32 protein-coding genes are annotated in these 24832 nt (G+C 51.8%); 24 read left to right on the forward strand and 8 right to left on the reverse strand.

Annotation, left to right across the window (positions count from 1 at the left end; translation table 11 throughout):
* Positions 1 to 61 precede the first annotated feature (61 nt).
* From ACOCLE_RS04280 to ACOCLE_RS04320, 9 genes are all read left to right on the forward strand, one after another.
* Positions 62 to 277: a helix-turn-helix transcriptional regulator gene (locus tag ACOCLE_RS04280; protein ID WP_419535650.1), complete on the forward strand. Its 216-nt coding sequence runs from the start codon at positions 62 to 64 to the stop codon at positions 275 to 277.
* On the forward strand, positions 274 to 753 hold the full coding sequence (locus tag ACOCLE_RS04285; protein ID WP_419535651.1) for a hypothetical protein: 480 nt from the start codon (positions 274 to 276) through the stop codon (positions 751 to 753). Before ACOCLE_RS04280 ends, ACOCLE_RS04285 begins: the two co-directional genes overlap by 4 nt.
* Positions 750 to 1613 (forward strand): ATP-binding protein, encoded by an 864-nt coding sequence (locus tag ACOCLE_RS04290; RefSeq protein ID WP_419535652.1) that lies wholly within the window; start codon positions 750 to 752, stop codon positions 1611 to 1613. The genes ACOCLE_RS04285 and ACOCLE_RS04290 overlap by 4 nt, the downstream gene beginning before the upstream one ends.
* A 2-nt stretch (positions 1614 to 1615) precedes the next feature.
* Positions 1616 to 2245: a hypothetical protein gene (locus ACOCLE_RS04295; RefSeq protein ID WP_419535653.1), complete on the forward strand. Its 630-nt coding sequence runs from the start codon at positions 1616 to 1618 to the stop codon at positions 2243 to 2245.
* A gap of 63 nt (positions 2246 to 2308) precedes the next feature.
* Positions 2309 to 3832 carry an AAA family ATPase gene (locus ACOCLE_RS04300; protein ID WP_419535654.1) on the forward strand — a complete coding sequence of 508 codons (1524 nt, stop codon included), beginning with the start codon at positions 2309 to 2311 and terminating at the stop codon, positions 3830 to 3832.
* Between the two features lie 71 nt (positions 3833 to 3903).
* Positions 3904 to 4410: a hypothetical protein gene (locus ACOCLE_RS04305; protein WP_419535655.1), complete on the forward strand. Its 507-nt coding sequence runs from the start codon at positions 3904 to 3906 to the stop codon at positions 4408 to 4410.
* Positions 4411 to 4797: 387 nt separating this feature from the next.
* Positions 4798 to 5178: a DUF6362 family protein gene (locus tag ACOCLE_RS04310; protein WP_419535656.1), complete on the forward strand. Its 381-nt coding sequence runs from the start codon at positions 4798 to 4800 to the stop codon at positions 5176 to 5178.
* 191 nt (positions 5179 to 5369) lie between these two features.
* Positions 5370 to 6662 carry a site-specific DNA-methyltransferase gene (locus ACOCLE_RS04315; protein WP_419535657.1) on the forward strand — a complete coding sequence of 431 codons (1293 nt, stop codon included), beginning with the start codon at positions 5370 to 5372 and terminating at the stop codon, positions 6660 to 6662.
* A 1-nt stretch (position 6663) separates the two neighbouring features.
* A complete protein-coding gene (locus tag ACOCLE_RS04320) occupies positions 6664 to 6939 on the forward strand; it encodes a hypothetical protein (protein ID WP_419535658.1) in 276 nt (91 codons plus the stop codon).
* Position 6940: 1 nt separating this feature from the next.
* Here the strand turns inward: ACOCLE_RS04320 and ACOCLE_RS04325 are convergent, their stop codons facing one another.
* Positions 6941 to 7333 (reverse strand): hypothetical protein, encoded by a 393-nt coding sequence (locus tag ACOCLE_RS04325; protein WP_419535659.1) that lies wholly within the window; start codon positions 7331 to 7333, stop codon positions 6941 to 6943.
* Positions 7334 to 7417: 84 nt separating this feature from the next.
* On the opposite strand from ACOCLE_RS04325, the gene ACOCLE_RS04330 reads away from it, so the two are divergent.
* Both ACOCLE_RS04330 and ACOCLE_RS04335 read left to right on the forward strand, forming a co-directional pair.
* Complete coding sequence (locus tag ACOCLE_RS04330; RefSeq protein ID WP_419535660.1) at positions 7418 to 7861, forward strand: N-acetylmuramoyl-L-alanine amidase; 444 nt, start codon at positions 7418 to 7420, stop codon at positions 7859 to 7861.
* Positions 7858 to 8232 (forward strand): 3TM-type holin, encoded by a 375-nt coding sequence (locus ACOCLE_RS04335; protein WP_419535661.1) that lies wholly within the window; start codon positions 7858 to 7860, stop codon positions 8230 to 8232. Before ACOCLE_RS04330 ends, ACOCLE_RS04335 begins: the two co-directional genes overlap by 4 nt.
* A 259-nt stretch (positions 8233 to 8491) precedes the next feature.
* Here ACOCLE_RS04335 and ACOCLE_RS04340 read toward each other — a convergent pair whose 3' ends face one another.
* The 6 genes from ACOCLE_RS04340 to ACOCLE_RS04365 all read right to left on the reverse strand — a co-directional run bounded on the left by ACOCLE_RS04340 (position 8492) and on the right by ACOCLE_RS04365 (position 11420).
* The gene (locus tag ACOCLE_RS04340) at positions 8492 to 8821 is read right to left on the reverse strand and encodes a hypothetical protein (RefSeq protein ID WP_419535662.1); all 330 of its coding nucleotides are present in this window, start codon (positions 8819 to 8821) and stop codon (positions 8492 to 8494) included.
* Positions 8821 to 9033, reverse strand: coding sequence for a hypothetical protein (locus tag ACOCLE_RS04345; RefSeq protein WP_419535663.1), 213 nt, complete (start codon positions 9031 to 9033; stop codon positions 8821 to 8823). The genes ACOCLE_RS04340 and ACOCLE_RS04345 overlap by 1 nt, the downstream gene beginning before the upstream one ends.
* Positions 9023 to 10528, reverse strand: coding sequence for an IS66 family transposase (tnpC, locus tag ACOCLE_RS04350; protein WP_419532963.1), 1506 nt, complete (start codon positions 10526 to 10528; stop codon positions 9023 to 9025). The genes ACOCLE_RS04345 and tnpC overlap by 11 nt, the downstream gene beginning before the upstream one ends.
* A gap of 85 nt (positions 10529 to 10613) precedes the next feature.
* Complete coding sequence (locus ACOCLE_RS04355; RefSeq protein WP_419535664.1) at positions 10614 to 10766, reverse strand: hypothetical protein; 153 nt, start codon at positions 10764 to 10766, stop codon at positions 10614 to 10616.
* Positions 10763 to 11227 (reverse strand): DUF3489 domain-containing protein, encoded by a 465-nt coding sequence (locus tag ACOCLE_RS04360; RefSeq protein WP_419535665.1) that lies wholly within the window; start codon positions 11225 to 11227, stop codon positions 10763 to 10765. Before ACOCLE_RS04360 ends, ACOCLE_RS04355 begins: the two co-directional genes overlap by 4 nt.
* Positions 11228 to 11246: 19 nt before the next feature.
* Entirely contained in the window at positions 11247 to 11420 is a 174-nt protein-coding gene (locus tag ACOCLE_RS04365) for a DUF6900 domain-containing protein (protein WP_419535666.1), read from the reverse strand.
* A 142-nt stretch (positions 11421 to 11562) separates the two neighbouring features.
* Here ACOCLE_RS04365 and ACOCLE_RS04370 point away from each other — a divergent pair, with 142 nt between their 5' ends.
* From ACOCLE_RS04370 to ACOCLE_RS04380, 3 genes are all read left to right on the forward strand, one after another.
* Positions 11563 to 12054: a hypothetical protein gene (locus ACOCLE_RS04370; protein WP_419535667.1), complete on the forward strand. Its 492-nt coding sequence runs from the start codon at positions 11563 to 11565 to the stop codon at positions 12052 to 12054.
* A 170-nt stretch (positions 12055 to 12224) separates the two neighbouring features.
* Entirely contained in the window at positions 12225 to 15077 is a 2853-nt protein-coding gene (locus ACOCLE_RS04375) for a terminase gpA endonuclease subunit (RefSeq protein WP_419535668.1), read from the forward strand.
* 4 nt (positions 15078 to 15081) lie between these two features.
* A complete protein-coding gene (locus ACOCLE_RS04380; protein ID WP_139117722.1) occupies positions 15082 to 15282 on the forward strand; it encodes a phage head-tail joining protein in 201 nt (66 codons plus the stop codon).
* 2 nt (positions 15283 to 15284) lie between these two features.
* On the opposite strand, the gene ACOCLE_RS04385 is transcribed toward ACOCLE_RS04380, so the two are convergent.
* Complete coding sequence (locus ACOCLE_RS04385; protein ID WP_419535669.1) at positions 15285 to 15491, reverse strand: hypothetical protein; 207 nt, start codon at positions 15489 to 15491, stop codon at positions 15285 to 15287.
* 60 nt (positions 15492 to 15551) lie between these two features.
* Here ACOCLE_RS04385 and ACOCLE_RS04390 point away from each other — a divergent pair, with 60 nt between their 5' ends.
* The 10 genes from ACOCLE_RS04390 to ACOCLE_RS04435 are packed head-to-tail and all read left to right on the forward strand — an operon-like array spanning position 15552 to position 24822.
* Positions 15552 to 17027 carry a phage portal protein gene (locus ACOCLE_RS04390; protein WP_419535670.1) on the forward strand — a complete coding sequence of 492 codons (1476 nt, stop codon included), beginning with the start codon at positions 15552 to 15554 and terminating at the stop codon, positions 17025 to 17027.
* A complete protein-coding gene (locus ACOCLE_RS04395) occupies positions 17002 to 18006 on the forward strand; it encodes a head maturation protease, ClpP-related (RefSeq protein WP_419535671.1) in 1005 nt (334 codons plus the stop codon). Before ACOCLE_RS04390 ends, ACOCLE_RS04395 begins: the two co-directional genes overlap by 26 nt.
* A 35-nt stretch (positions 18007 to 18041) precedes the next feature.
* Positions 18042 to 18422: a head decoration protein gene (locus ACOCLE_RS04400; protein ID WP_419535672.1), complete on the forward strand. Its 381-nt coding sequence runs from the start codon at positions 18042 to 18044 to the stop codon at positions 18420 to 18422.
* The gene (locus tag ACOCLE_RS04405) at positions 18419 to 19414 is read left to right on the forward strand and encodes a major capsid protein (RefSeq protein ID WP_419535673.1); all 996 of its coding nucleotides are present in this window, start codon (positions 18419 to 18421) and stop codon (positions 19412 to 19414) included. Before ACOCLE_RS04400 ends, ACOCLE_RS04405 begins: the two co-directional genes overlap by 4 nt.
* Positions 19399 to 19692 carry a hypothetical protein gene (locus ACOCLE_RS04410; protein WP_419535674.1) on the forward strand — a complete coding sequence of 98 codons (294 nt, stop codon included), beginning with the start codon at positions 19399 to 19401 and terminating at the stop codon, positions 19690 to 19692. The genes ACOCLE_RS04405 and ACOCLE_RS04410 overlap by 16 nt, the downstream gene beginning before the upstream one ends.
* On the forward strand, positions 19682 to 20278 hold the full coding sequence (locus ACOCLE_RS04415) for a hypothetical protein (protein ID WP_419535675.1): 597 nt from the start codon (positions 19682 to 19684) through the stop codon (positions 20276 to 20278). The genes ACOCLE_RS04410 and ACOCLE_RS04415 overlap by 11 nt, the downstream gene beginning before the upstream one ends.
* The gene (locus tag ACOCLE_RS04420; RefSeq protein ID WP_419535676.1) at positions 20256 to 20666 is read left to right on the forward strand and encodes a hypothetical protein; all 411 of its coding nucleotides are present in this window, start codon (positions 20256 to 20258) and stop codon (positions 20664 to 20666) included. Before ACOCLE_RS04415 ends, ACOCLE_RS04420 begins: the two co-directional genes overlap by 23 nt.
* 23 nt (positions 20667 to 20689) lie before the next feature.
* Positions 20690 to 21448, forward strand: coding sequence for a hypothetical protein (locus ACOCLE_RS04425; protein ID WP_419535677.1), 759 nt, complete (start codon positions 20690 to 20692; stop codon positions 21446 to 21448).
* A gap of 15 nt (positions 21449 to 21463) precedes the next feature.
* The gene (locus tag ACOCLE_RS04430) at positions 21464 to 24433 is read left to right on the forward strand and encodes a tape measure protein (protein ID WP_419535678.1); all 2970 of its coding nucleotides are present in this window, start codon (positions 21464 to 21466) and stop codon (positions 24431 to 24433) included.
* Positions 24433 to 24822: a hypothetical protein gene (locus tag ACOCLE_RS04435; RefSeq protein ID WP_419535679.1), complete on the forward strand. Its 390-nt coding sequence runs from the start codon at positions 24433 to 24435 to the stop codon at positions 24820 to 24822. Before ACOCLE_RS04430 ends, ACOCLE_RS04435 begins: the two co-directional genes overlap by 1 nt.
* Positions 24823 to 24832 lie beyond the last annotated feature (10 nt).

The raw sequence follows: 24832 nt of genomic DNA on the forward strand, positions 1-24832 counted from the left end.
CTGTCTACTTGCTCTGTCCGAATATAGCTCCTGCCTTTGGAAGAAATAGGAAGGAGCTGAAATGGAGATACAACATCTGAGCCAGAAAGAACTGGCCGACCGATGGCGGATCAGTCACTACACTTTGGAGAAATGGCGTACCAGGGGGCTGGGGCCCCGCTATATCAAACTGGGTAACCGGGTGGTTTATCGAATCAGTGAAGTGGAAGCCTACGAGCGGTCACATACGCACATCGGTACCTCACAACCACTGCCAAGGCAGGGAGGTGAAGCATGAGCCCTGAACTGAAGGCCATCACGAACATGCCCATGAGCGATCTGTCAGCCAAGTCGGGTGGCGAGTTGCTGAAGCTGGTGGATGAAGTGGAAGCTTTAATGGAACAGTCGCGGGTGCTGAGAGAGTGGCTGGAGTCAGCCATTGCCTGCAAATACGTCTACAAGGCATCCAGCCTTCGCGCTGAGTTGCAGCAGGAATTCGGCTTTGTGCAGTTCGAGGATGGGGAGGTTAAAGTCACTTCCGAAATCCCCAAAGCCATCACCTGGGATCAAACCAAACTCAATGCCATAGCTCAGACCATTCGGGAGCAGGGTGAGGATCCGCAGTCGTTTATGGAGGTGGAGTACTCGGTTCTGGATGCCCGTTTTGATCAGTGGCCAGAAGTGATTCAGAACGCCTTTCGTCCAGCCCTGACCATTCGCCATGGAACGCCAAGGTACCGGTTGGCTCCTAATCGCCGGGAGGTGAAGCCATGAGTTTACCGATTCTTACCGCTGAACAGCGAAGTCAGGAGCGTAAGGGGATCAAATGCGTACTGTTGGGCGAAAGTGGCGTGGGTAAAACCACGTTGCTCAAAACGTTGGGTTCATCGAGTACTTTGTTTGTGGATTTAGAAGCGGGTGACTTGGCGGTTCAGGACTGGGAGGGCGATACCATTCGTCCTTCTACCTGGACGGAGTTCCGAAACTTTACCGTCTATCTCGGTGGCCCCAATCCTGCGCTCAGGAATGATCAGGTCTACTCGAAAGGGCACTACCAGGCGGTGTGTGAAAAGTACGGCGACCCTTCATCGCTAGAGAAGTATGACACCTACTTCATTGATTCGATCACTGTACTGGGTCGGCTCTGCTTTCAGTGGTGCAAAAGCCAACCCCAGGCCTTCTCTGAGAAAACCGGCAAGCCGGATACCCGGGGAGCCTATGGTTTACATGGTCAGGAGATGATTGCCGCGTTAACGCATCTCCAACATGCAAGAGGCAAAAATGTTGTATTCGTTGCCATTCTGGAAGAGCGGGTAGACGACTTTAACCGGAAGATTTATCAGCCTCAGATTGAAGGCTCCAAAACCGGGCTGGAGATGCCGGGGATTGTTGATGAGGTCATCACTCTGGCCAGCTTGCCGGATGAGGAAGGTAACCTTCGACGAACCTTTGTCTGCCAGACAATTAATCCTTATGGCTACCCAGCCAAGGACCGCAGTGGTCGTCTGGCGATGTACGAACCTCCCCACCTGGGCAGGCTGTTTCATAAAATCCGAACCGCTGAACGTCAGCCGGTCACCTTTGACGATCCAACTCTTAAAACGCCAACTGCTGAAACCCAAAAGGACGCATAACCATGTCACAGAAAAAATCATGGAACGATTTCAACGATGCCGCTGAACAGAACCAGCATGACATCATCCCTTCAGGCACTCTGGTTAAGGTTCGTATGACCATCAAGCCGGGTGGGTTTGATAACCCGGACATGGGATGGACGGGAGGTTACGCCACTCGTGGTGATACCGGGGCCATCTACCTCAACGCTGAGTTCACTGTGCTGGCAGGCGAGTATGCTAAACGTAAGGTCTGGTCATTGATCGGGATGTACAGCCCGAAAGGACCGGAGTGGGAAAACATGGGCCGCTCGTTTGTTCGCAGTATTTTGCAGTCAGCCCGCAATATCAAACCGGATGATAACAGCCCACCGGCGTACAAAGCCCGTCAGTTGATGTCCCTGTCGGAGCTTGATGGCATTGAGTTTGTGGCCAAGGTGAGTCTTGAAAAAGATCAGTATGACGAGCCGAAGAATGTCATCAAGCAGGCCATTACGCCGGAACATAAACAGTATGCCCAGTTAATGCACTGCATGGCACCTGTAACACAATCCGGACAGAGACCGTCTCATCATGAATTGCAGTCTGAGTTGTATCGGGGGCCGGATCAAGCGCCTCATCCGGCTGAAGGTTATGGCAGCCAGTGGGACTGATTACTAACTGAAAGGAGTATCGCCCACCCGCTGGTGGGCTTCTTTTTACAGGGACGCTGAGCAATGAAGAACGGATGGCTCAATTTTAATACGGCTGCAGAGCAACAAGCCCCGGAGCTTTTACCGGCTGAGGATATTAAGCGACGTATTCAGGACCGGCTGGTGGATTACCTGACGGCGATGTTTCCGAACGGTAAGCGACGGGGTAACAAGTATGTCATGGGGAACATTCAGGGGGATAAGGGTAAAAGTCTGGAAGTCTCGCTGGATGGTAGTGAGCCTGGGCTATGGCATGATTTTGAAAATGGTGAAGGTGGTGACATTGTCAGTCTGACTGCGGCCGTTCAGGGGCTTGATGCCCAGCGGGATTTTCCGGAGCTTGTCCGGTTTATGGCCGACTGGCTGGGGATGCCTGTCGTCAGTCCACCAGCCGTAACAAGCTATCAGGATGATTATGAGGATCTTGGACAACACACTGGCAAGTGGGACTACTACGATGCTGAAGGCAGTTTGATCGCTTGTGTCTATCGTTATGATACTCCGGACGGTAAAGAGTTCAGACCGTGGGACGTTAAAGTGCGAAAAACCAAAGCTCCCAACCCAAGACCATTGTATAACCAGCCGGGCATCAAAAATTCCACAGACGTCTGGCTGGTGGAAGGAGAAAAAGCAGCGCAGGCACTGATTGATAACGGCTATTGTGCCACCACGGCCATGAATGGAGCGAAGGCACCGGTTGAGAAAACCGACTGGTCTCCACTCAAAGATAAGCGGGTGATGATCTGGCCTGATCATGATGAGGCTGGACTGGCTTATGCTCACAGTGCAGCCAGGGCTATTGACGACATTGGAGCCATGTCCGTTGTTATCCTCAAGCCACCAGCCGCTAAGCCAGAGAAGTGGGATGCTGCTGATGCGCTTGAAGAAGGCTTCAGTATTGACGAGTGGAAAATCACAACGGATCGAAAAACCATCAAGTCTGCCGGGTTATGTCTCAAGGATTGGAATGCTCTGCGTTATCAGGGCAAAGCACCCGAGCAGCACTTTTTGGTGGAAGGTTCTTTTCCGATGGGGGTGGTTTCCATATTGGCGGCCATGGGGGATACGGGAAAAGGCATGCTGACCCTGAAGCTGGCACTTGAAGTGGCTTGTGGTGAAGGGTTCCTTGCGGAGGTTCTGGGTGGTCGTATTCAACAGCACGGTACGGTGGTGGTTTTTACCGCAGAGGATGATCAGGCGGAAGTGCATCGTCGTCTGGAGAAACTGGATCCGGGTAACTTGCGCTTGAATAATCCGGATAAACTTTTGGTCATTCCTTTGCCGAATGCTGGCGGACCGTTTCCCATGGTGAAGGACACTCCTGATGGACCCGCAACAACCCGTGAATTCACTCAGATAGTGAGGCAGCTGCAACAGATTGAGGATTTGAAGCTGGTGGTGTTTGACCCTCTGTCTTCCTTTGTTCATGCGGATGTCAATGCGGATCCGGCAGTGGGGAGTTATCTCACTGGTTTGCTGGCTAATCTGGCGTCAGAAACCGGTGCAGCGGTGATGGTGGTTCACCATATGCGCAAGCCCCGAGTATGAGACCTATCGACAGTGCTGAGCAGGCAAGGGACGCTATCAGAGGCAGCAGTGCATTGGTCGACGGAGTGCGTATGGCCTATGCCTTGTGGCCCGCTGAGGATACCCATGTGCAACAGGTCTGCACCACCCTGAATTTAATACCGGAGGCCCGGAGTTTTTATCAAGGGGCAGTGGTTAAATCCAATGGCCCGGCCGATCGTACCCTGCGTACCTTTAAGCGTAACAGTGTTGGGTTGTTGGAGGATTTGACCCGTAGGCTGAAGGGTGGCACACCCAGCAACTACGATATGTTGGTGCAATTATCTGAAGCCTTGAGAACGGCTGCTGAGCGTGGACATCCCATGACGCATACCGGCGTCAACGGTGTCTTCAAACAGCGTCATCGTCTGCCGGACATCTTCCATCCAATGCCCCGACATCGGCTCGAAAACCTGGTGCAGGAACTGCTGAATGAAAAGCCTCCCAGAATCGTCAAAGGTACTTTGAAAGATTCAAAAGAGCTTAAATGGCTGGACTCGCCATGGGGAGATTTTGCTAATGGAAAGGGGGTTATTGCTCCGGGAGCAGACCTCCAGTGAAGCGTAAAAAGCATTTCCAGAGCGTTTCCAGACTGTTTTTTAACCAGCAACGAACCCAGAAAGTACCGTTGCTAAACCGTTTCCAGAACGTTTCCAAAAATGACCGTTTCCAGAGGAAAGCTGGAAATTGGAAACGTAAAGATAATGTAAGTAAATTCGGTAATGGATTGATTAATAGATATTTAAACGATTTTTATGTGTCATCTGTCGTATTTCCAGAGAGGAATTTTGGAAACGCTCTGGAAACGGTTAACTGATTGAAAAATAACCCGTTTCCAATTTCCAGAAATCCCTTACTTATAGTAAGTAAGATTGGATCTAAAAAGTATCCAATCTTACTGACAAGGTTCGGGAGGTGGCAGCCGGTTCAACCAGGAGGGGAACAACATGGACGTGAATGATTTGGCAAAACGTTACCGGGAAGCCTGGCTGGTGGCTCGCCGAGTACCCTCCGGAATGAACCTCGGACACGCGTCGTATTGGCCGGAGTTCAATCCCAACCGCTGGGAGGTGTATCACTCGGAAGATGCGAGGATAAAACCAGCACCGCCTTCTGCGGATGCCGTGGACCGGATGGTGGAGTGCATGCGCTGGCTGCGTTGGCTCAGCGAAGAAGAACGGGAGTTGCTTTGGTTGCGGGCGTCGGGCATGTCCTGGCGATCCATTGCGGAGGAAATGGGTCTGAATCGCAAGTCGCCGTTTGCTCGTTGGTCCAGGGCTATGAGCAAAATCGGTATTCATCTGGCGAGAGGGCGTATACCGGAGTAACTGATAAAGGCTTAGCTTATCTGGCTCTTTCCAAAACGATCCAAAATACGGGTCGTTTCAGGCGTTGGACACTTTTCCAGGTTTTGACCAAAATAAACACTAAGCTCGAAGCAAAGTACATCCAAGCCCCGCACCACTCCCGGTCTGGGGTTTTTTGTTACCTGAAATTCTCCCACGTTCACGGAAGAACCATGGCAAGAATCCTCGTCGAATCCATCGAACATCGATCCGTTGCCAGCCTGGTGCCCTACGCCAATAACGCTCGTACTCACTCCGATGAGCAGGTGACCCAGATCGCCCGGTCGATCGAGGAGTTCGGGTTTGTGAATCCGGTGCTGGTGGGCAGCGATGATGTGATCGTAGCAGGCCATGGACGTTTGATGGCGGCAAGGCAGCTGGGGATGGAAACGGTGCCGGTGATCGTGCTGGGGCATCTGACCGAGACGCAACGACGGGCGCTGGTGATTGCGGATAACCAGATTACGGCCAATTCCGGCTGGGATGAAGGTCTCCTGAAACAGGAACTGGCCGAACTGGATGCGCTGGATTTTGATCTGGACCTGATGGGGTTTTCCGATGAAGAACTCGAAGGTTTGCTGCTGCTGGACGAACCAGAAGGGCAAACCGACGACGATGAGATTCCTGAGCCGGAAGATCATCCGGTCAGTCAGGCTGGTGACCTGTGGGTGTTGGGGGATCACCGGGTATTGTGCGGGAGTGCAACTGAACAGGCTGACGTTGAAACCCTGATGGGGGGCCAGCTGGCGGACATGGTGTTCACGGATCCGCCCTACAACGTCGATTATGCAAATCCTGAGAAAAACGGCAAAGCGAAAAAAGATCGCCGGATCAAAAACGACAACCTGGGCACGGAGTTTTACACCTTCCTGCTGGCGGCCATGAGCAACCTGCTCGGTGTCTGCAAGGGCGCGATTTACATCTGCATGTCGTCGTCTGAACTGGACACCTTGCAGAAGTCTTTTCGGGAGGCCGGTGGCAAGTGGTCCACGTTTATCATCTGGGCCAAGAACACCTTCACCCTGGGGCGCTCCGATTATCAGCGTCAATACGAACCGATTCTCTACGGCTGGAAGGAAGGCTCAGAACACTTCTGGTGCGGAGCCCGCGACCAGGGCGATGTCTGGTACTTCAACAAACCGGTGAAAAATGATCTGCACCCTACCATGAAGCCGGTGGAACTGGTGGAACGGGCCATTCGCAACTCCTCCAAAACCTGGGACATCGTGCTGGATCTGTTTGGTGGCTCAGGTTCTACCCTGATCGCCTGTGAGAAGTCCCACCGCAGTGCCCGACTCATGGAATTGGATCCTAAATACGTCGATGTGATTGTGCGCCGTTGGGAGGAGTACGCTGGTAAGGAAGCCTATCTGGAATCAAATCAACTGACCTTTGAGCAAAACAGGGACGACCGCCAGGGAGGGCGGAAGTGTCTCCTTGTTAGGGAAGAAAAGGAGACCGAGTGACATGGACGATCTCTCGCGGCGACTGGATCAGATTGATTCTAAGCTCGACAAGCTCAGCGATGCGGTGTCCAGGCTGGCCATGATCGAGGAACGAATCACCCATCAGACTACCAGCCTGACCCGTCAGGATGAACGTCTGGATGAGCAGGATAAACGCCTTCGGCAGCTGGAGTTTCTGTCCAGTCGACGGGGTGTGATGCTCAATTATGTCGAGCGCTTTGGTTGGATTGTGTTGACCACAGTTATCGGGCTTTTTACGTATTATTTGAAAGGATGAATTATCTAACTCCTTTGTACGCATGAAACTGAAAAGGCCTGCAGCCCGCGCATGGTGAACCGCTGTTAGGACCATTGTATTTATGCCATTTTCCAGCACCTTGGGAACCCATAGTGTCTTTCATTCTTTGCTGGCTATTGTGTTCCTGAGATCTAATGTCCCCTTTTTTAGAGTTAGAAGCTTTTCTTTCACTCAAGAGAGTTTTTGTTTCATTGCAACTTGAACTTTTAACCGTAGCGTTTGAAGCAGAGCTGTTATTTTCAATAGGCTGACATAATTTGTCACCGCTAGCTTTACTAACTTTATAACCTTTTGTTTGAGCACTGATGTTCTCAGGACTTGATTCCTGTGAGAACTTTGCTTGTGGAACCACATGTTGACTGGTTACTTGCATTCTTTTCGACCATTACGTTTAAGGACCTACCGAATGTGAGTTTTAATTATTGAAAAAGTTCCATTCAATCTTCAGAGGATGAGCATGGGCAAGCGCACGGAAACCAACTACCTGATCATTCACTGCTCGGCCACCCGGGGCAATCAGAACATCACCCTTGACGATATCAAACGCTGGCACACGACTGAACGGGCCTTTATCGATATCGGTTACCACTGGGTGATTGAACGGGATGGTACGGTGAAGCAGGGCCGTCCTGTTGATGATTGGGGTGCTCATGCCAAGGGCCATAACCATGAGAGCGTGGGCATTTGTCTGGTCGGTGGATTGGATAACAACAACCAGCCGGAAGATAACTTTACCCCACTGCAGAAGCGCATGCTGAAGCTGCTGATTGCTGGTCACCAGGCTCTGTACCCTGATGTGGAAGTACGGGGTCATAACCACTTCAGCGAACACAAAGCCTGCCCAAGCTTTCCCGTTGAAGTATGGCTCTACCAGGAAGGGCTGCAGGGAGTTGATCTGTGAGCTGGGCGGCTGCTGTCCCTTTGGTGGGGAAGGTCATTGATAAGCTGTTCCCTGATGCCAACAAAGCAAGTGAAGCTAAAGCACAGCTAGCTGAGATGATGATCAACGGTGAGCTTGAAGAGTTGGAGCATCAGGCGGGTGTCATCAATACAGAAGCCAAGGGCGAGAGCTGGTTGCAACGCTGCTGGCGTCCGGTTGTGATGCTGGTGTTCACGGCACTGGTTGTGTGTCGCTGGATGGGCTGGGCGGCCCCTGATCTCAGTGCAGAGGTTGAGCTGAAGTTGTTCAGCATTATCCAGCTGGGCATTGGTGGTTACATTGCCAGTCGTGGTGTGGAGAAGGTGGCGAGAACATGGACGCAAAGCAGGTGATAAAGGTTATGTGTCGTGTAGCTGTGGTTTTGCACCGATTCAGAAAAGTTCGGTATCGTCCGTTTGATGCTCTGAAAGCCCTGTCATTACTGGCTTCGGGTAAGGCGGAGGGACCCTGCGAACCTTTAGCTAATGCGGGTATGCAACAGCGCGAGGTTTCGCCAGCGACAGAGAAAAAAACGGGGTTGACAGTGGTTGACAAAAAACGGCTCAAGCCAGCATTTATCTGGTTTTCAGTGTCAATCAGGTTATCCTCTTGTCAACTCTTATGAGGCTCCCATCGCCCGTTGGCATTGATTAAAACGGTTGTCACTTTCAGGCTGCGGGCCAGTGCTCTTAAATGCTTCCAGGAAGGGGAGAATCGCGGTTGATGATCGCTCCAGAACTCTCCCCAATCACGATGCATGGCCATGGTTCTTGTCCGCTGGATGGAGTGGAGGTTGCCGAGCTCAATCAGGAAAATAGCTTCATACATTTCCTGGTACCAGCGATTGAGATAGTCGAGTGTATTGCTGTCAGGGTGAAGTAGGCGACAGGACATAAAATGGCCGTTGGAGAGTTCAACGGCCAGAAGAACAGGTGGTCTCATCATCGTGGACCACTCATCTGGAGAGTATGCCATTGGCCTTCCTGCCAGTAGTGCAGGAACTCGGCATCGGTGTCGTACGCCAGATTCAATAGCGCTGTTAAGTTTGCACTGTGTTTGGGACGCACTCGACTCCACGGATCGCCCATGTCTTTGTATGCTTTGGCGCCGTCTTTATCAATGCCTGAAATATCTCCAAGGTAACTATTCAGCACCCAGCAAAGGCGTATTGTTGTAATTTCGAACCGCTTTAAGAAGCGCCTGAAATATGTTCAACCCCTGCTTTTTAGCAGATGATAAATAGCTTCGGATTCGGGTAAACATGGTACCTCCGTCTTCGCTTCTGAAGCAGCCTGAGATCTTCTGCTTAAGTTTGGCCATCCTGGCATCACGTTCACTGCCATTGTTATCGAAGGGAATTGAAAAGTCCGACATGAAGCGCAACGTTTCAACCTTAAACTCAATAAGCCTTTTGAACAGGTTGTAGGCCTTGGTATTCCTGACCTTCTTACGTCCAAGCACCTGTCGTTGTTTTTCCATATAAGCGGTTTCCTTCGTGAGAGCCCTTTGAAGGATTTGGTCGTATATCGTCTCAATGCGAAGCTGTATTGCACCAGGCATTTGAGTCAGACCGGCTGCTTTGTATTTCTTGCAGAAGTGCCAGGAGAGCGTAAGCAATTTCATCAGCCGCAGAGCCAGCTTATTCGCATCCCTATCGACAACTCCCTGAAGCTCTCTCAGATGATGGGCATTACAAAGCACATGCACTGCCGCATAGGCAAAGTAGGACTTCCAATGATCGTGAACCAGAATGCCTGCAAAAGTCAGCAGGATGCCCATTGCATCCATTGCTTCACAACCTCGCCTTTCTGAGAGGTAGTAAAGCGTCCATTGGTCATCTCGCATAATGTGTAACCACCACAGTGAACCGTCAACCCGCATGCCAGTTTCATCCGCTCCTGCAACCGGACTTTCTTGTAAAGCATCGCGGATACTCTGCTCAGTAGAGGCCAGGTTCTCATGGGTATAGGCAACAAAATTGGCAACAGAGCCTGCGCTGACACTCATGCAATAAATAGTATTGAAATACTCAGACACCCGGTGATATGGGATGAAGTGATACTGGTTTAAATGAACAGCCATTGCCTGAGTCACTTCTCCGTATTGAGCAGCGGCTTTCACTCCTTGGGGAAACTCAGCGGTGTTCCGTTTACCACAAGGACATACTTTAACGTCTGCCCAGTACGCGGTAACTTCAAATTCTCCGGGTCTACCTGGATCAAAAACCTGTCGCTCAATGTATTTGGTGGGTTTAATATCGATAAGCGAAGACTGGCAACAGCAACATTTTTCAACCTTCAGATGCCTGACATAATCGGGTAAGGCGACACGTCTCAAACAAGAGCCTTGATGACCTTTCTGGCCACCTGGTTTATTGCCTGAAGATGGTCTAAGGCTTTTGGGGTTCGGTGTTTCCTGTGAGGAGCAGGGGGCTTCTTTGGAAGATGTATCACCTTTATCACTCCCTTTTTTACTGGGCTTTTGATAACCATCTGACGATGGTGGCTTACTACTGTTTTGACTGTTTTTATTAACCCTTTCTTCCAGTTCGCTGCAACGTTCCCGTAAAAGCGCATTCTCGGTCCGAAGCTCTTCATTCTCTTTAAGGAGAGCTTCGGTAAACGGAGTAGCTGGGAAGTCTGGTTCCATACTGGAGATTTGTTAGAAAAATTGAGTATAAGATGATGGTCGAAAAATCAGAAAATTCCAGATTTATATGAAGGGTGCTGAATAGTTACTCTCCAAGATTGATAATTGCCCTGGCATCATTCTCACTGGAGAAATATTGTCTCAGGATCTGGCCAACCCGATCCCCATCGAAGTGGCAGTAGATCGAGCGATAGCTGCCGTCATCCAGCAGCCTCGCGATTCTTGACCGGGTGCTCATAAGACAGTCTCCAGTCCGGCGGTGATTCGATAGATTCGGTCCTGACCTTCCGGTTTCTCCGATTCGATGGTCAGCCCCAGTCGTTTTTTCAGGGCACCGGCGAAAGTGCCTCGGACCGTGTGCTTCTGCCAGCCGGTCTTGTCCATGATTTCTTCAATGGCAGCACCCTCCGGGCGGGCCAGAAGTTCAATCACGGTATGCAGCTTGGTGCCAGTGCGAATCTTGCCCTTGTCTTTAGAGGCTGGTTTATCCTCGAAACCAATAGCCGCTTTGCCCTGCGGACTGATGTCGTAGGTATTGGGTTCTTTCAGGGAAATCAGGAAGCCCCGACTGGTCAGGCTCTCTAACACTTTCTTTCGGGCTCCCCCTTTGATGGTGAGTTCTGAGCTTTTGAGGGTGCCGGTTTTTGCTGCTTGCTTTAACACGCTTTCCTGAGCTGAAGTGAGTTTGTCGTTTTTCATGGTGCTTCTCCTTTTTGGGTTATTGCTTTTGTCCATCTTCGAATCCTTGCTGGTAGGCCTCTTCCAGAGCTTTCCGGACACACCAGACAGCAACTTCATTGAAATCTTCGGACGTTTTTCGTTCACTCAGGGTGTCGAACAGTCGATTGTTTTTGGCGATGGCTTCCAGGACTTTTTCGATGCGTTTGTTCATTGGCTTGTCCTTTCGGTTGATTTGTTGTTGTTATGTACAGTTAGGCTCTATAACCGCTGGTTATCAAGAAAAAGCGGATAATTATCAATTGCTTGGAGGATAGGTCGGGCTCTGGCGGGGAAGAGAGGGGGCGAGCGGGGTTATGAAGCTACTGTCGCAGTCAGAATTCGCCAAACGTCAAGGCTGGAGCCGACAATATGTGGGAAAACTGGTCGGGTCTGGCAAGATCCAGCTGGTCAATGGGAAGATTGATCCAGAGCAGGCGATGGCCGCCATTAAGGCCCAATCGGAGCCTTCCAACGAACTGAGAACACAGACCAAAAGCGAAGCTGTTTTACCCACATCGCCCACGGATTCACGACAGGCCGTTGACTTCGTCACAGCCCGCACCATGCGGGAAGCTTTCAAGGCCAAAATGGCCAAGATGGAGTATGAAGAGAAGGCTGGCAAGCTGACCGATGCTTCAAAAGTCAGAGAAGATGCATTCAGAGCAGGCAGGATTGTTCGGGATTCATTACTGGGGATCCCGGATCGATTGTCGGATGTACTGGCGGCTGAGAATGATCCGGCGCAGGTACGGCAGTTGTTGATGGACGAGTTCGAGAACATTCTTCAGGCACTGAGTCAGCAATAAGCTCCAACCGTTTTATCGATGGGTAGTCCTTACCCATTGCCATTTAATGTGACAGTGGACGTGTGAGGATAGGCATGGACAGCCCCTATTTCTCTGGATTTTTTGCGGGTTTAAAACCGGATACGCGACTCACTGTCTCTGAATGGGCTGATGAGCACAGAATCCTTCCCATGAAGTCTGCCAAGGAAGCCGGACGATGGAGAACTTCCCGGACGCCCTATCTGAAAGAGATTATGGACTGTCTGTCACCCTCATCGGATGTGGATCAGGTTGCCTTTATGAAAGGCGCTCAGGTGGGTGGTCCTCTGGCATTAGATACGCCTATTCCTACGGTGGATGGTTGGACCACAATGGGAAAGATTCAAGTCGGTGACTGGCTGTTTGATGAGCAGGGTAAACCCTGTCGGGTTCAGGGTGTATCGCCAGTATTTATTGGTAGAGAGTGTTTTACCCTGCACTTTGATGATGGCAAAACAGTAACCTGTGATGGCGATCATCGCTGGCCGGTTTGGGATTTTACCAATGACCAGCCAGTGCAGAAGACGCTGACCACGCAGCAGATGCTGGGTCGAACACTGATTGGTAAAAGTAAACGTCGGCGTTATGCCATTGATACCTGTGCGCCGGTCGAACTACCGGAAAGGGATCTGGTTGTCCATCCCTATGTGCTGGGTGTGTGGCTGGGTGATGGCAATAGCATCATGAACCACATCAGTGTTGATGAATCGGATACAGAACTTTGCGAGCAGTTACAAGCGTGCGGGGTACATGCGGTATTTCGCCTGCCCACCTGGCGGAAAGGGCGCTGTGCGAATATCGTGATTGATCCGACAATCAGGCTTCAATCCTATTTTGAACGGGAGGGAGCTGAAGCCGTTTCCTGCTATGGCTCTAATTTTACCCAGGCGTTAAGTTATCTGGACGTATTGGGTAACAAACATATTCCTGAGGAGTACCTGAGATCCTCCAGGAGTCAGCGGTTAGCGTTGATTCAGGGGTTAATGGACAGCGATGGCAGTATCACTCCCGATGGCAAGCGTTGTGAGTTTGCCAATACCAATCGCAAACTGGTGGATGGGGTGTGTGAACTGCTGGCCAGCCTGGGCTACAAGGCCAGTGTCTATTATCGTTCTCCTAAAACCAAAGCTTATCCGGGCGGCGGGGTCTGTACCAGCCTTCCATGCTGGCGAGTATCATGGACCGCTTACAGTGAAGACCCTATGTTTCGACTGTCCCGCAAATTTGCGCGGATGCGGCCCAGCAGTAAAGGTCGGCCCACCAAGTCAAAGCGTCGTCGTATAGAGGCGATAGAAACCACGCAATCAGTGCCGGTTCGTTGTATTGAAGTCAGCTCACCCAATCAATTGTATTTATGCGGAAAAGGGTGGATTCCTACTCACAACACAGAGTGCGGCAATAACTGGTTGGGGTATGTGGTACATCACACGCCCGGACCGATGATGTATGTGCTGCCCACTCTGGATATGGCCAAGCGAACCTCCAAGCAGCGGATCGCGCCCATGATTGAGGTCATGCCGGTGCTGAGGGATTTGGTAAAAGATCCCCGTTCCAGGGATTCCGGCAACACCCAGATGGTGAAGGAGTTTCCCAACGGCGTATTGATCATCACCGGTGCCAACTCGGCGACGGGGTTACGTTCCATGCCTGCCCGTTTCCTCTTTCTGGATGAAGTGGATGCCTATGAAGATGATGTGGACGGGGAAGGCAGCCCGATCAATCTGGCTATTAAACGAACGGCGACGTTTTCCCGTAATCGCAAGATTCTAATGGTTTCCACACCCAATATTGCCGGAGCCAGCAAAATTGAAGCGGCTTATCAGGCCAGTGATCAGCGGCAATATCATGTGCCTTGTGTTAAGTGCAATCACATGCAGCCCATCGAATGGCCACAGATCAAATTTGAAAACCACGACCCTGAGACAGCGTGCTTTGAATGCGTTAGCTGTCAGCATCAAATGGGAGAGCATGATAAACCAAACCTACTGGGCAAGGGACAGTGGGTCCCAATGAATCCCGAAGCCAATAGTAAAATTCGTGGTTACCACCTGAGTTCGCTCTACAGCCCTAACGGTTGGTACAGCTGGCAAGATGCCGTTGCCGATTTTCTGGCAGCGAAATACAATCCCATTCTTCTCAAAGACTGGACCAATACGGTACTTGGCCAGACCTGGCAGGAAGCCGGTGAAACGGTGGATCATGAGTTGCTCTATCAGCGTCGTGAGCATTACCCGGCTGACGTGCCTTGGGCAGTAGAAGTGTTGACCTGTGGTATTGATGTGCAGGATGACCGGGTCGAGTTTGAAGTGGTGGGCTGGGGAGCAGGAGAAGAGAGCTGGTCTATTGATTATGTGCGCCTTTATGGCGATCTGTCTCGTCCGGAAATCTGGTCCATTCTTGCGGACCGGTTGAGGAAACCTTACCGCAGGCAAGATGGCGTACTGATGAACCTGGCCCAGATCTGCATGGACTCAGGTGGTCACTTTACCGATGAAGTTTATGCGTTTTCCCGCAAGCAGGGACCTGACTGGTTAATACCGATCAAAGGAGCATCTCAATCGGGTAAACCCATTGCGACCTTCCCCAAGACAAAGAACAAGAAAGGCGTTTATCTCACTCTCGTAGGAACGGATACCGCGAAAGAGTTGATCTATCAGCGTTACCGTATTCTTGAGCCTGGCGCAGGCTACTGCCACTGGCCGATCAGTGATTGCTTTGATGAGGATTACTTCAAGCAGGCCACGGCAGAAGAGAAGGTGCGTAAATACAAACACGGTGTTGCCTACTTTGAATGGGATGCCAAAAAGAAGCGCAACGAAGCACTGGATTGTCGGGTCTATGCGCTGACGGCTGTGAGAATCCTTCAGCAACATCGAGGACTGGATCTGGAACAGCTGGCAGCACAACGGCCAGAGCCGGAAGTGCAGATAGAACAAGAAGAACCAGCGGATATCGCCGTGAATCGCAATCGTCGAATCTCTCGCAGTACCTACCTCAATGGGTAAACCCATGATTACCGATGCTGAATACCAGGCCCTGAAACGAGCCGTGTTGCTGCGGGAAACCCGCACCGTGGAATTTGAAGGCCGAAAGGTGGAATACGCCAGCTTCGGCGAGATGGAAAGGCGACTGCAGGCCATTGAGCGTGAACTGGCGAAACAGCAGAAGCGGCCACGCCAGTATGGCATCTATTCCCGACGCGGCATCTGATCTTACCGCCAGAAATGCAGGACCATCACCAGCACTATGAGCAACACAATCAGCGTTGTGATGGATTGCCGGATCTGATCAGCGGTCAGCTTTCTTGGGTCGTCTTTATCGTTGCCTTGTGGGTTACTCAACAGGCAGGGTGCCAGGTTAGCCATCATCAGAAAACAGCCCAGGATCAGGGCTGAAATAACCACCGCTTTCAAAATCAACCACTCCATTTCTTACTGCGAGGACGGACACCCTTGTTTGACTGGATACGACAGAAATGGTTGCAGACATCATCGAAAACGATCCGAAATCTGGCCTACACCTCCGCTGGGCGAGGGCGGAGAAGCCAGAGTTGGTCGGCACCATCCTCCGGCCCGAATAACACATTGACCGGTAATCTGGGGACGTTAATCAACCGTTCTCGAGCGGCGATTCGCAATGATCCCTGGGCGGCATCCGGGCTGGAAAAGCTGGTAGCCAATATTGTCGGTACGGGGATCAAACCCAAGTCTGAAGCGAGCAATGATCGGTTCCGTCAAAACCTGCAGGCACTGTTTCTGGACTGGTCCGATGAATCCGATGCGGATGGTCAGCTGGACTTTTATGGCCAGCAATCACTGGCAGTGCGTTCCATGCTGGAAGCCGGTGAATGCTTTGCCCGACTGAGGCCTCGGAAACCATCCGATGGACTCAGCGTGCCTCTGCAAGTGCAGCTGCTGGAAGCGGAGTTTGTTCCCTGGGATTACAACGATGATTTGAAGCGTGGCCATAAGATTCGTGCTGGCATTGAGTTCAACGCAGTTGGCAAACGGGTGGCCTATTGGATGCATCGACAGCACCCTTCCGATTACACCACTCTGGATACGGCAGACCTGCGTCGTATTCCTGCAGAGCAAGTTCTACACCTATATGAACCTTTGCGACCCGGTCAGTTAAGAGGACAGCCGTTATTGACGCAAGTGCTGCTGCGGATGTTTCATCTCGACAAGTTTGATGATGCCACGCTATTAAGGCAGGAAATTGCCAACCTGTTCACCGGCTTTATCACCAAGCCAGCGCCGGATGGCGAGAAAGTGGATCCACTCACGGGCAGACCGATTGTCTACGACCTGCAAGGTGTGCCCATGGTGGCAATGGAGCCTGGCACGATGCAGGAACTCTCGCCGGGGGAGGAGATCACCTTCAATACACCACCGGGTGCAGCCAGCAACTATCCCGATTTTATCCGTCAGCAATTAATGGCCGTTGCTGCCGGTATTGGGTTGCCTTATGAGATTTTGTCTGGAGATATGAAAGGCGTCAGTGATCGGGCATTACGGGTAGTTCTGAATGAGTTCCGCAGACGCATTCAGCAGATCCAGCATAACCAGTTGGTGTTTCAGTTTTGCAGACCCGTCTGGAATCGCTGGTTGGAGATGGCCGTACTCAGCGGGGCAATCCATGCGCCCCGATTTCACAAAAACAAAGCCGATTATCGTCGGGTGAAATGGATACCCCAGGGCTGGCCCTACATGCATCCGGTTCAGGATATGCAGGCCCAGAATTTGGCAGTGCGCAGTGGCTTCAAATCTCGTTCAGAAGTGGTGTCTGAACAGGGGTATGACAGCGAACAGATTGATGACGAAATCGCCGCTGACAATCGTCGTGCCGATGAGCTGACCCTTCAGTACGACAGCGATGGCAGGCAGTCTTCGAAGGATCCTTCCACTACTGACAAGGACGAAAACAAGGATGAGCAAGAAACCCCTGAACAATAAGCCGTGGTATACGCTGAAGAATCAGGCTGACCAAAATCAGCCCGCAGAATTATTGATTTACGATGTGATTGGCGATTGGGCTGGTCTTTCTGCCAGGCAGTTGGTGCATGACCTGAAGGAGCTGGATACCAGTGAAATCACGGTTCGCATCAACAGCCCCGGTGGTTCCGTGTTTGATGGGATTGCCATTTACAACGCACTGCGTCACCACAAGGCACATATCCATGTAAGGATTGAAGGGCTGGCCGCCAGTATTGCCAGCGTCATTGCCATGGCAGGTGACACCATCCATATGGCGGCCAATGCCCTGATGATGATTCATAACCCGTTTGGCTGGGTCGGCGGTGATGCCGAAGAGCTGCGCAAAGTGGCGGATATGCTGGACAAAACCACGGAGGTGATTGCCCAGACCTATGCGGCCAACTGTGGGCTGCAGGTCAGTGAAATCATCAACCTGATGAATGAGGAAACCTGGTTTACGGCCAGTGAAGCGGAAGGGCATGGTCTGGTGGATGTAGTGGAAGAAGCGGTGCAGCTGGCAGCGCACTTTGATCTCAGTGCCTTTAACCATGTGCCTAAGCCATTACTTCCTCCGTTCATTCCACCTTCTGAGCCGGAAGATGAAAATACGTCGGTTCATGCATTGGCGGTGATGTCATTGTGTAATAAAGCCGGTTATCCGGAAATGGCGGAAGGTTTTATCCGCAATCATCAGGGGATCGAAGACGTTCAACGCCGTCTTACCGAGTGTGAAACCATTAAATCTCTGTGTGCTGCTGCCCAGAACACGGATCGTGCCGCTGGCTTCATCCAGTCAGGCAAATCGGCAGAGCAGGTCAGAACCGAATTGTTTGATTTGCTGACAAAGGAGGATGGCGTAGTGGATAACACGTTAACTCCAAATCAGCAGAATCAAACGATTAAGCCTCTTGTTGATACCCGGGCGGTATACCAGAAGCGTAACCAAACTACAGCTTAAGCCTCTATCCCTCTAACCTCAAAGGAACTGAAACCATGCCTGTCATGACAGAGCCGGTGCACACTGGCGAATTTATCGTGTCCGAAGGAAACAACAGCATCAGCCGGGAGAAGGTTAAACTGGCGGCGAATCTGACACTGCTGCCCGGCACTGTGTTGGGCAAAAACACGGCCACCGCAGTTTATGGACCATTGGACCCGGCGGCAGACACTGGATTGCAGATGGCTGCCGGTGTGCTCTGGGATCATATCACTACCGATGCAACCGGTGGAGAAGCGGTCATCATCGCCCGACTGGCAGAGGTGCACCAGGACCTGTTGGTCTGGCCGGATGGCATCACTGCAGAGCAACAAGTCACGGCCACCGAAGAGCTGGCTTCACTGGATATTATTTTACGACAGGGAGAGCGCGCATGAGCCTGCTGGATATTTTTAATGACGATGCCTTCAGTCTGACCAGCCTGACGGCCACGTTAAACGATCTGCCCTACAAACCGGGGCGCATTGGTGAGCTTGGGCTCTTTACCGAAAGTGGGATCAATACCACCACCGCCATGGTGGAGTCCCGTAACGGAGAGTTGATCCTGTTGCCTACCTCGGAGCGGGGAGCGCCAGCACCTCAAGCGAAGGGTGGTAAGCGGAAGGTGCGCAGTTTTGTCATCCCTCATATCCCTTACGACTCCACCATTGTGGCGGATGAGGTGCGTAATGTTCGGGCCTTTGGCTCTGAGAGTTCTCTGGAAGGGGTGAGAACGGTAGTCAATCAGCGGCTATCAGAAATGAATGCTAACCATGAGGTGACCCTGGAGCATTTGCGGCTGGGAGCCATCAAAGGTCAGATTCTCGATGCCGATGGCAGCTCAGTCATCTATGACCTGTTCCAGGAGTTTGGTGTCAGCCAACAGACGCATACCTTCAAGTTCAGCGATGCTGCCACTGACGTTCGCATTCAGTGTGTCAAACTCCGCCGGAAAGTGGATCAGGCCCTGGGTGCTCAACCTTATTCAGGGCTCCGGGCGTTCTGCGGTGCGGACTTTTATGATGCCCTGGTTGGCCACGACTATGTCAAAGATGCCTACCACCGTTACCAGGACAGTGCCTTGCTGCGCAATGACCCCAAATCCGGGTTCCGCTTCGGCGACATTGATTGGGAAGAGTACCGGGGGCAGGTGGGCAATATTCCCTTTATCAAGGCTGATGAAGCGTATGTGATTCCGGAGGGCACCGGTATCTTCCGCACCTGGTTTGCACCGGCAGACTTTATCGAAACGGTGAACACCATTGGCTTGCCGAGGTACGCCAAACAGAAAATCCTCGACTTCGACAAAGGTGTCCAGCTGCACACTCAGTCCAACCCGCTGCCGATCTGCCTGAAGCCCCGGGCGGTGATTCAATGCAAGATGAACTGAGTGAACTGAACCGGCAGGTGCTGGCTACCTTTGGTCAGCCGGTGATGGTATTTCGGGGAGAGTCTTTGCTGACAGAAACCCGAGGTATCATTTCCAGAGAGCTGGTGCCTGTCGGGCAGTTTGATTCGGTTTTGCAAACGGTCACCGTGATTAGTCTGCCTGCGGATCTGAAACTTCAACGGGGTGACGACATCCAGACAGCCGACCAGCAATGGATCATTGATCGCAAACTGAAAGACGATGGCCAAATGGTCTGGTGGCGACTCCATGAAGCTTGATCTTGAACTGGACAGCACCGTTGATGAGTTGATTGACCAATTTCACCATGCGCCGGAAAAAGTCAGTAAAGCCATCGCTCGCTCACTACGCAAGCTCTCCCGATTTGCCGAACGGCGACTATTACGGGAGTTGGCCAGAAGACAGAATATAACCCAAAAGGTGCTGAAGTCTTTGGGTCGTGTGCGGGTTTCACTGTATAAACCAGGAGATCGGGCAGGGCAGAATTACAGTCTGGTTATCTGGATTGGCGCTCTCGATATTCCGGCGCATTATCTGGGTAAACCCATCCAGACCAGAAACGGTGTCCGAACCGGTCGTCGTTTTTGGGAAGGTGCCTTTTTGATGCGCCCCGTCAACGCCACTCACTCCATGGTGTTTGAGCGGAAAGACACCTGGCAGCATAAATTCCAGCGTTCCAAAAAATCGGGTCGAATCATGTGGATGGGTCTGCCACTGGAAAAGAAAGAAGTAGGTATCTGGGATTCGGCCAGTGCCGTATTACAAAAGCTGGAGTCGGTGCTTCTGGAGCGATTCGCAACACTGATGGAGCAGGAACTGAACTATGCCTTCAACATCGAGTCCTGAAACCAGAATTGTTGAGGCACTGGTTTATCGTCTGACTGAAGTCACTCCTACCGTTTTATTGGGTTACACCGCCCTGGGTCTGGATGAGGAACTACCCAAGCCTGCCATTCTGGTTCAGTTGGAATCACTCCAGGAGCAGGAGCGGCAGGGGCGTCGGGTCAAGATGCAGATGAATCTGAATATCAGCGTTGTCATCAAAACCAATGAAGAGAGTACCTATGCCCTGATGGATCTGACCCGCTCAATCAGGGCGTTATTTACTACCGGTGAGCGATGGGTTCCTGAGGCCCGAAGTACTCAGCTCAGTGAGACCCAGTTTGATATTGCCCCCAATCCCGGTCAACTCTCTTTTGCAGACATTCAGCTGATCATTGACGTCATTCTCTGACCTCCCATTCAACAATCAATCAAATGCAGGAGCATCCTATGTCCACGGTGGATCGTAGCTTTATCGGTGCTGGCAGTATTCATATCCAACCCCATGATCAATCAGCGCCACTACTGCCCATTGGCAATGTCAGCGAGTTTACCTTCAGTTTTGAAGAGGATCGCAAGGAGCTGAAAAACTACCTGGGTGGCGGTGGTAACCGTAATGTGATCAGTCGGGTGTCGGGCATTACCGCCAGTGTGGTGGCTCATGACTTTACGGCCAGCAATATTTCCCTGGCGCTGCGGGGGACGGTCAACCAGGCAAGCACGACTGCAATTACTGACGAACCATTGGTTAGCCATGGCGTAGCGGATGAACTGATTCCGTTTAAACGGCTACCGGACCTTAATCAGTCCATCACGGTCAAAGACAGCCTGGATACTACGCTCGTTGCTGGTGATGATTATGAACTGACTCAGTCAGGCATCAAGGTTATTGACGGTGGTGGTATTGATAACCTGGGGATCAAGGTTAGCTATACACCACTACCCGCCAATATGGTTCAGGCACTGGTGGAGTCCGGTCGGGAGTTTGTGCTCTTTATGGAAGGCCTGAACGATGCCCAGGAAGGGCTGCCGTTTAATATCCGGGTGCATCGGGTCAAGTTCTCACCGGTGCAGAATCTCGGCTTTATCTCCGATGACTTTGCCAACATTCCCTTGCAGCTGGATGTGCTGTCGGATCCTACCATCACCGGCCAGGGCCTGAGTCCGTTTATGCAGCTGGATCTGGCCCAATAACCCGCCGAGTTTCCTATGCCCTCCATCAAAGAAACCGCGCTTCGGTTGGTGCTGAAAGCGCGGGATACCCTGTCACGTCCGGTTAAGCAGTCTGCCGCCTCTCTGGAATCCCTGCGAGGGGAAGCCCAATCCCTCAAGAGTCAACTCACTGAACTGGAAGAACAACAACGGTTGCTGTCGTCTTTCCAAAAGCAGACGTCTACTGTTCGTCAGGCTGGTCGGGCTTTTCGCGAAGCCGAGACGAAGGTTGAACGGTTGGCCCGGGAATATCAGCAGGCAGAGAAACCCACAAAGACTCTACAGCGCAGGCTGGAGTCTGCCCGTAAAGCGGTGGTGTCAGCTAACCAGTCTTACCATGCACAGCGACAGAAGCTGGCTGAGTTGCGAAAAAGTCTGAGCCAGACGGGACTTTCCAATCGCCAGCTTGCCCAACAGCAGGAACGAGTTGCACAGGAACTTCGGGAAACGTCAGCGGCTTTCCAGAAAGCCAACACTCGGGTCAAAGAAGCATCAAAGAGTTTCAGAAATTCCGGATTGAAAAATATCTCCAGGGATGCGGAGCGAGCCTCTGGCAGTCTTGGTCGTTTATCCAGACGATTTACTGGCTTGGTCGCAGCAGGGGCAGGCCTGTACACCATCAAACGTGGCATTGAGTCCATCCTGACCACCGGCGATAAGTTTGAGCGCCTGCGTGTTCAGCTGGAAGCCATTATGGGCTCCATGGCGGAAGGTGAACGGGCGCTGGCCTGGATTAAGGACTTTACCCGCAACACGCCATTCCAGCTGGAGGAGGTCTCTGAAGCATTTGTCCGGCTGAAAGCTTTTGGTCTCGATCCCATGGATGGGTCTATGCAGGCCATTGTCGATCAGGCTTCCAAGCTGGGCGGCGGGATGGAGCGGCTGAATGGCATCACACTGGCCGTCGGTCAGGCTTGGGCAAAACAGAAACTTCAGGGAGAGGAAATTTTACAGCTGGTCGAGCGTGGCGTTCCGGTGTGGGAATTACTGGAAAAGGCCACCGGCAAAAACGTGCAGGAGTTGCAGAAGCTGTCGTCTGCCGGGAAGTTGGGGCGAGATACCATCGCCTTGCTGATTGCCGAAATAGGCAAAAGTGCTGAAGGCGCAGCGACCAAGAATATGAGCTTGCTGTCCGGTTATGTCAGCAACCTGAAAGACAGCTGGCAGCAGTTCCTGGCTGAAATTGCCGACAGTGGTGCTCTGGAATACACCAAGAACTTGCTCGGGTCGATCGCCCTGAAAATAGAGGCGATGAATCAGGACGGTCGCCTTCAGACTTTAGCGAAAAAGATCAGCGATGCCTTTATTGCCATGGGTGAGGCCATACAATCGGCGCTGTCAGGCCTTTCCTTTGACGGGTTTGTTTCAAAGGTAGAAACCAGCTTTGCCACCCTCACCACGGTGATGGATAAGCTGAAAACCACCTTTACGGTAACTGGCAATACCGTCACTTTCTTTTTCAACAGTTTTACGCTGGCGGTGAAAGGTTTTGCGACCGCATTTCTCTATACCATCGGAGAAATCATCTTCGGATGGGGAAAGCTGGCGGAGGTTGTGGGAGCTGACTCCATTGCCAAAGAGATGCAGGCAACGACGGAGTACCTGCGTTCTCTTGGTAAAGAGTTTGCCAAACAAACCGGTGAAGATGCCAATGCCGCCAAAGACGCATTGGTGGGTATTTACGAAGCCCTTTCGAAAAAGCATGAACAGGCACAAAAAGACATTCGTCGTGAAAGCAAGGTGACCTGGGATCAGGTACGAGAAGAACAGGAGCGTTACCGGGCAGACGTTGAGCAGACTGGCAAAACCGCAGAGCAGGCAGCAGCAACCACCAAAGCGGCGTTTACCGATGCAGCCGATGCTATCAACCAAATCAACGGGGCTGAAACCCGCACCGAATTAGCCAGCCTTGGCGTAGCACTGGCCGAAGCCTTTTCTGCCGGAACACTCTCTCAGGAAGAATATACCCAGGCACTGGAGGCCAGTCGCCAGAAGCTGGCGCAACTGAAAAAAGAGGCGGAAGACGCAAGCCAGAGTATTGATAAAGTCACCGAGGCTGGCGAGCAACAAACCGCAGCTCTTGAAGACACCGCTTCCATTGCCGGAGTCATGGCTGGTCATTACAACACTCTGGCCGAAGAACTACAGGGCATGAGTGGTGCTGCGCACGATACCTTTGTGGCGATGAATGGCGTGGGTAACGTCAACACCGAGCAGGCGATCAGCAGCATTGCCGAACTGAAAAGTCAGCTGGAAGAAACCCGAGAAGAACTCAACAAGCTACAGCACTCTTATACCTTCGATGTAACCGGCATAAGTAGCTGGATGAATGAGACTGCGAAAAATGCTGCCTATGTCAAAAGTCAGTATTTAGAGCAGAAGATCGCCCTCGAAGAACTGTTAGAGAGTTATGAGCAGGGTGACTATATCGCTAGACGCTTTCTCCGTCAGGGCGAGCGAGCCGCTGATACGATGAACCTCCTGAACAATCAGGATTTAGACCGCCTAAACAGTGCCATTCGCTCGGCAGAGCAAAACATGGCCAGCCTTGGGGTGAGCTCCCGAAATACCCTCAACAGTCTGCAAGATGAACTGGATGAATTACAGGGCAGGCAGTCGGATATTGAGCAACGCCGTTATCAAACGCAGCGTGACGATCTGAAGGCACAGCAGGCCGAGGCTATTGCCAAAGGGGATCAGGAGGCGATCAAGAATATCACCTCTGCCCTGCGGATCAGTGAGCAGATTTACAACGAACGTATCCGGCAGGCCAACAATGAAAAAGCCCAAACCCTCCAAGAGAGCCAGGTGAGTAAATCGGCACCAACCATCCGAACTACACAACCGGCTCCACAAAAAATTATCCGGCTCGAATATCCCGGCGGTGCAGTCAATATCGGCATTGATTCAACGGATGAAACCAAACTGCTGGAAGCCCTGAAAAATGCAGGCATGAGGACGGTCTGATGCAACTGGACACCATTACCCTCCCGGACGATCTTCTCTGGATCAATGAGTTTGAATGGAACCCCGTCGAGCAGAATACAGAGCGGAGCCTGACCGGTGCTTTGCTGGTGCAGGAAGGGCAATTCAATTATGGAAGGCCAATCGAGCTATCTGGAAGCGGCGAGGCCGGTTGGGTATCCCGGCTGACCGTTAAGAACCTGTTTGCACTCTCCAAAGCGGCCAATAAAACCATGACTCTAACGCTCCCGGATAGTCGCCAGTTCTCCGTTATCTTTGATCGGTCTAACGGTGCTCCTGTAGAGGCGCAGCAGGTTATGCCGTTCGCCTATCCAGATGACAGCGATCAATACCTTCTGACCCTTCGCTTGTTGACCGTTCACTCAGGGTGAGGGTTCGATC

The sequence above is a fragment of the Endozoicomonas sp. genome (assembly GCF_965196975.1).
GTDB lineage: Bacteria > Pseudomonadota > Gammaproteobacteria > Pseudomonadales > Endozoicomonadaceae > Endozoicomonas.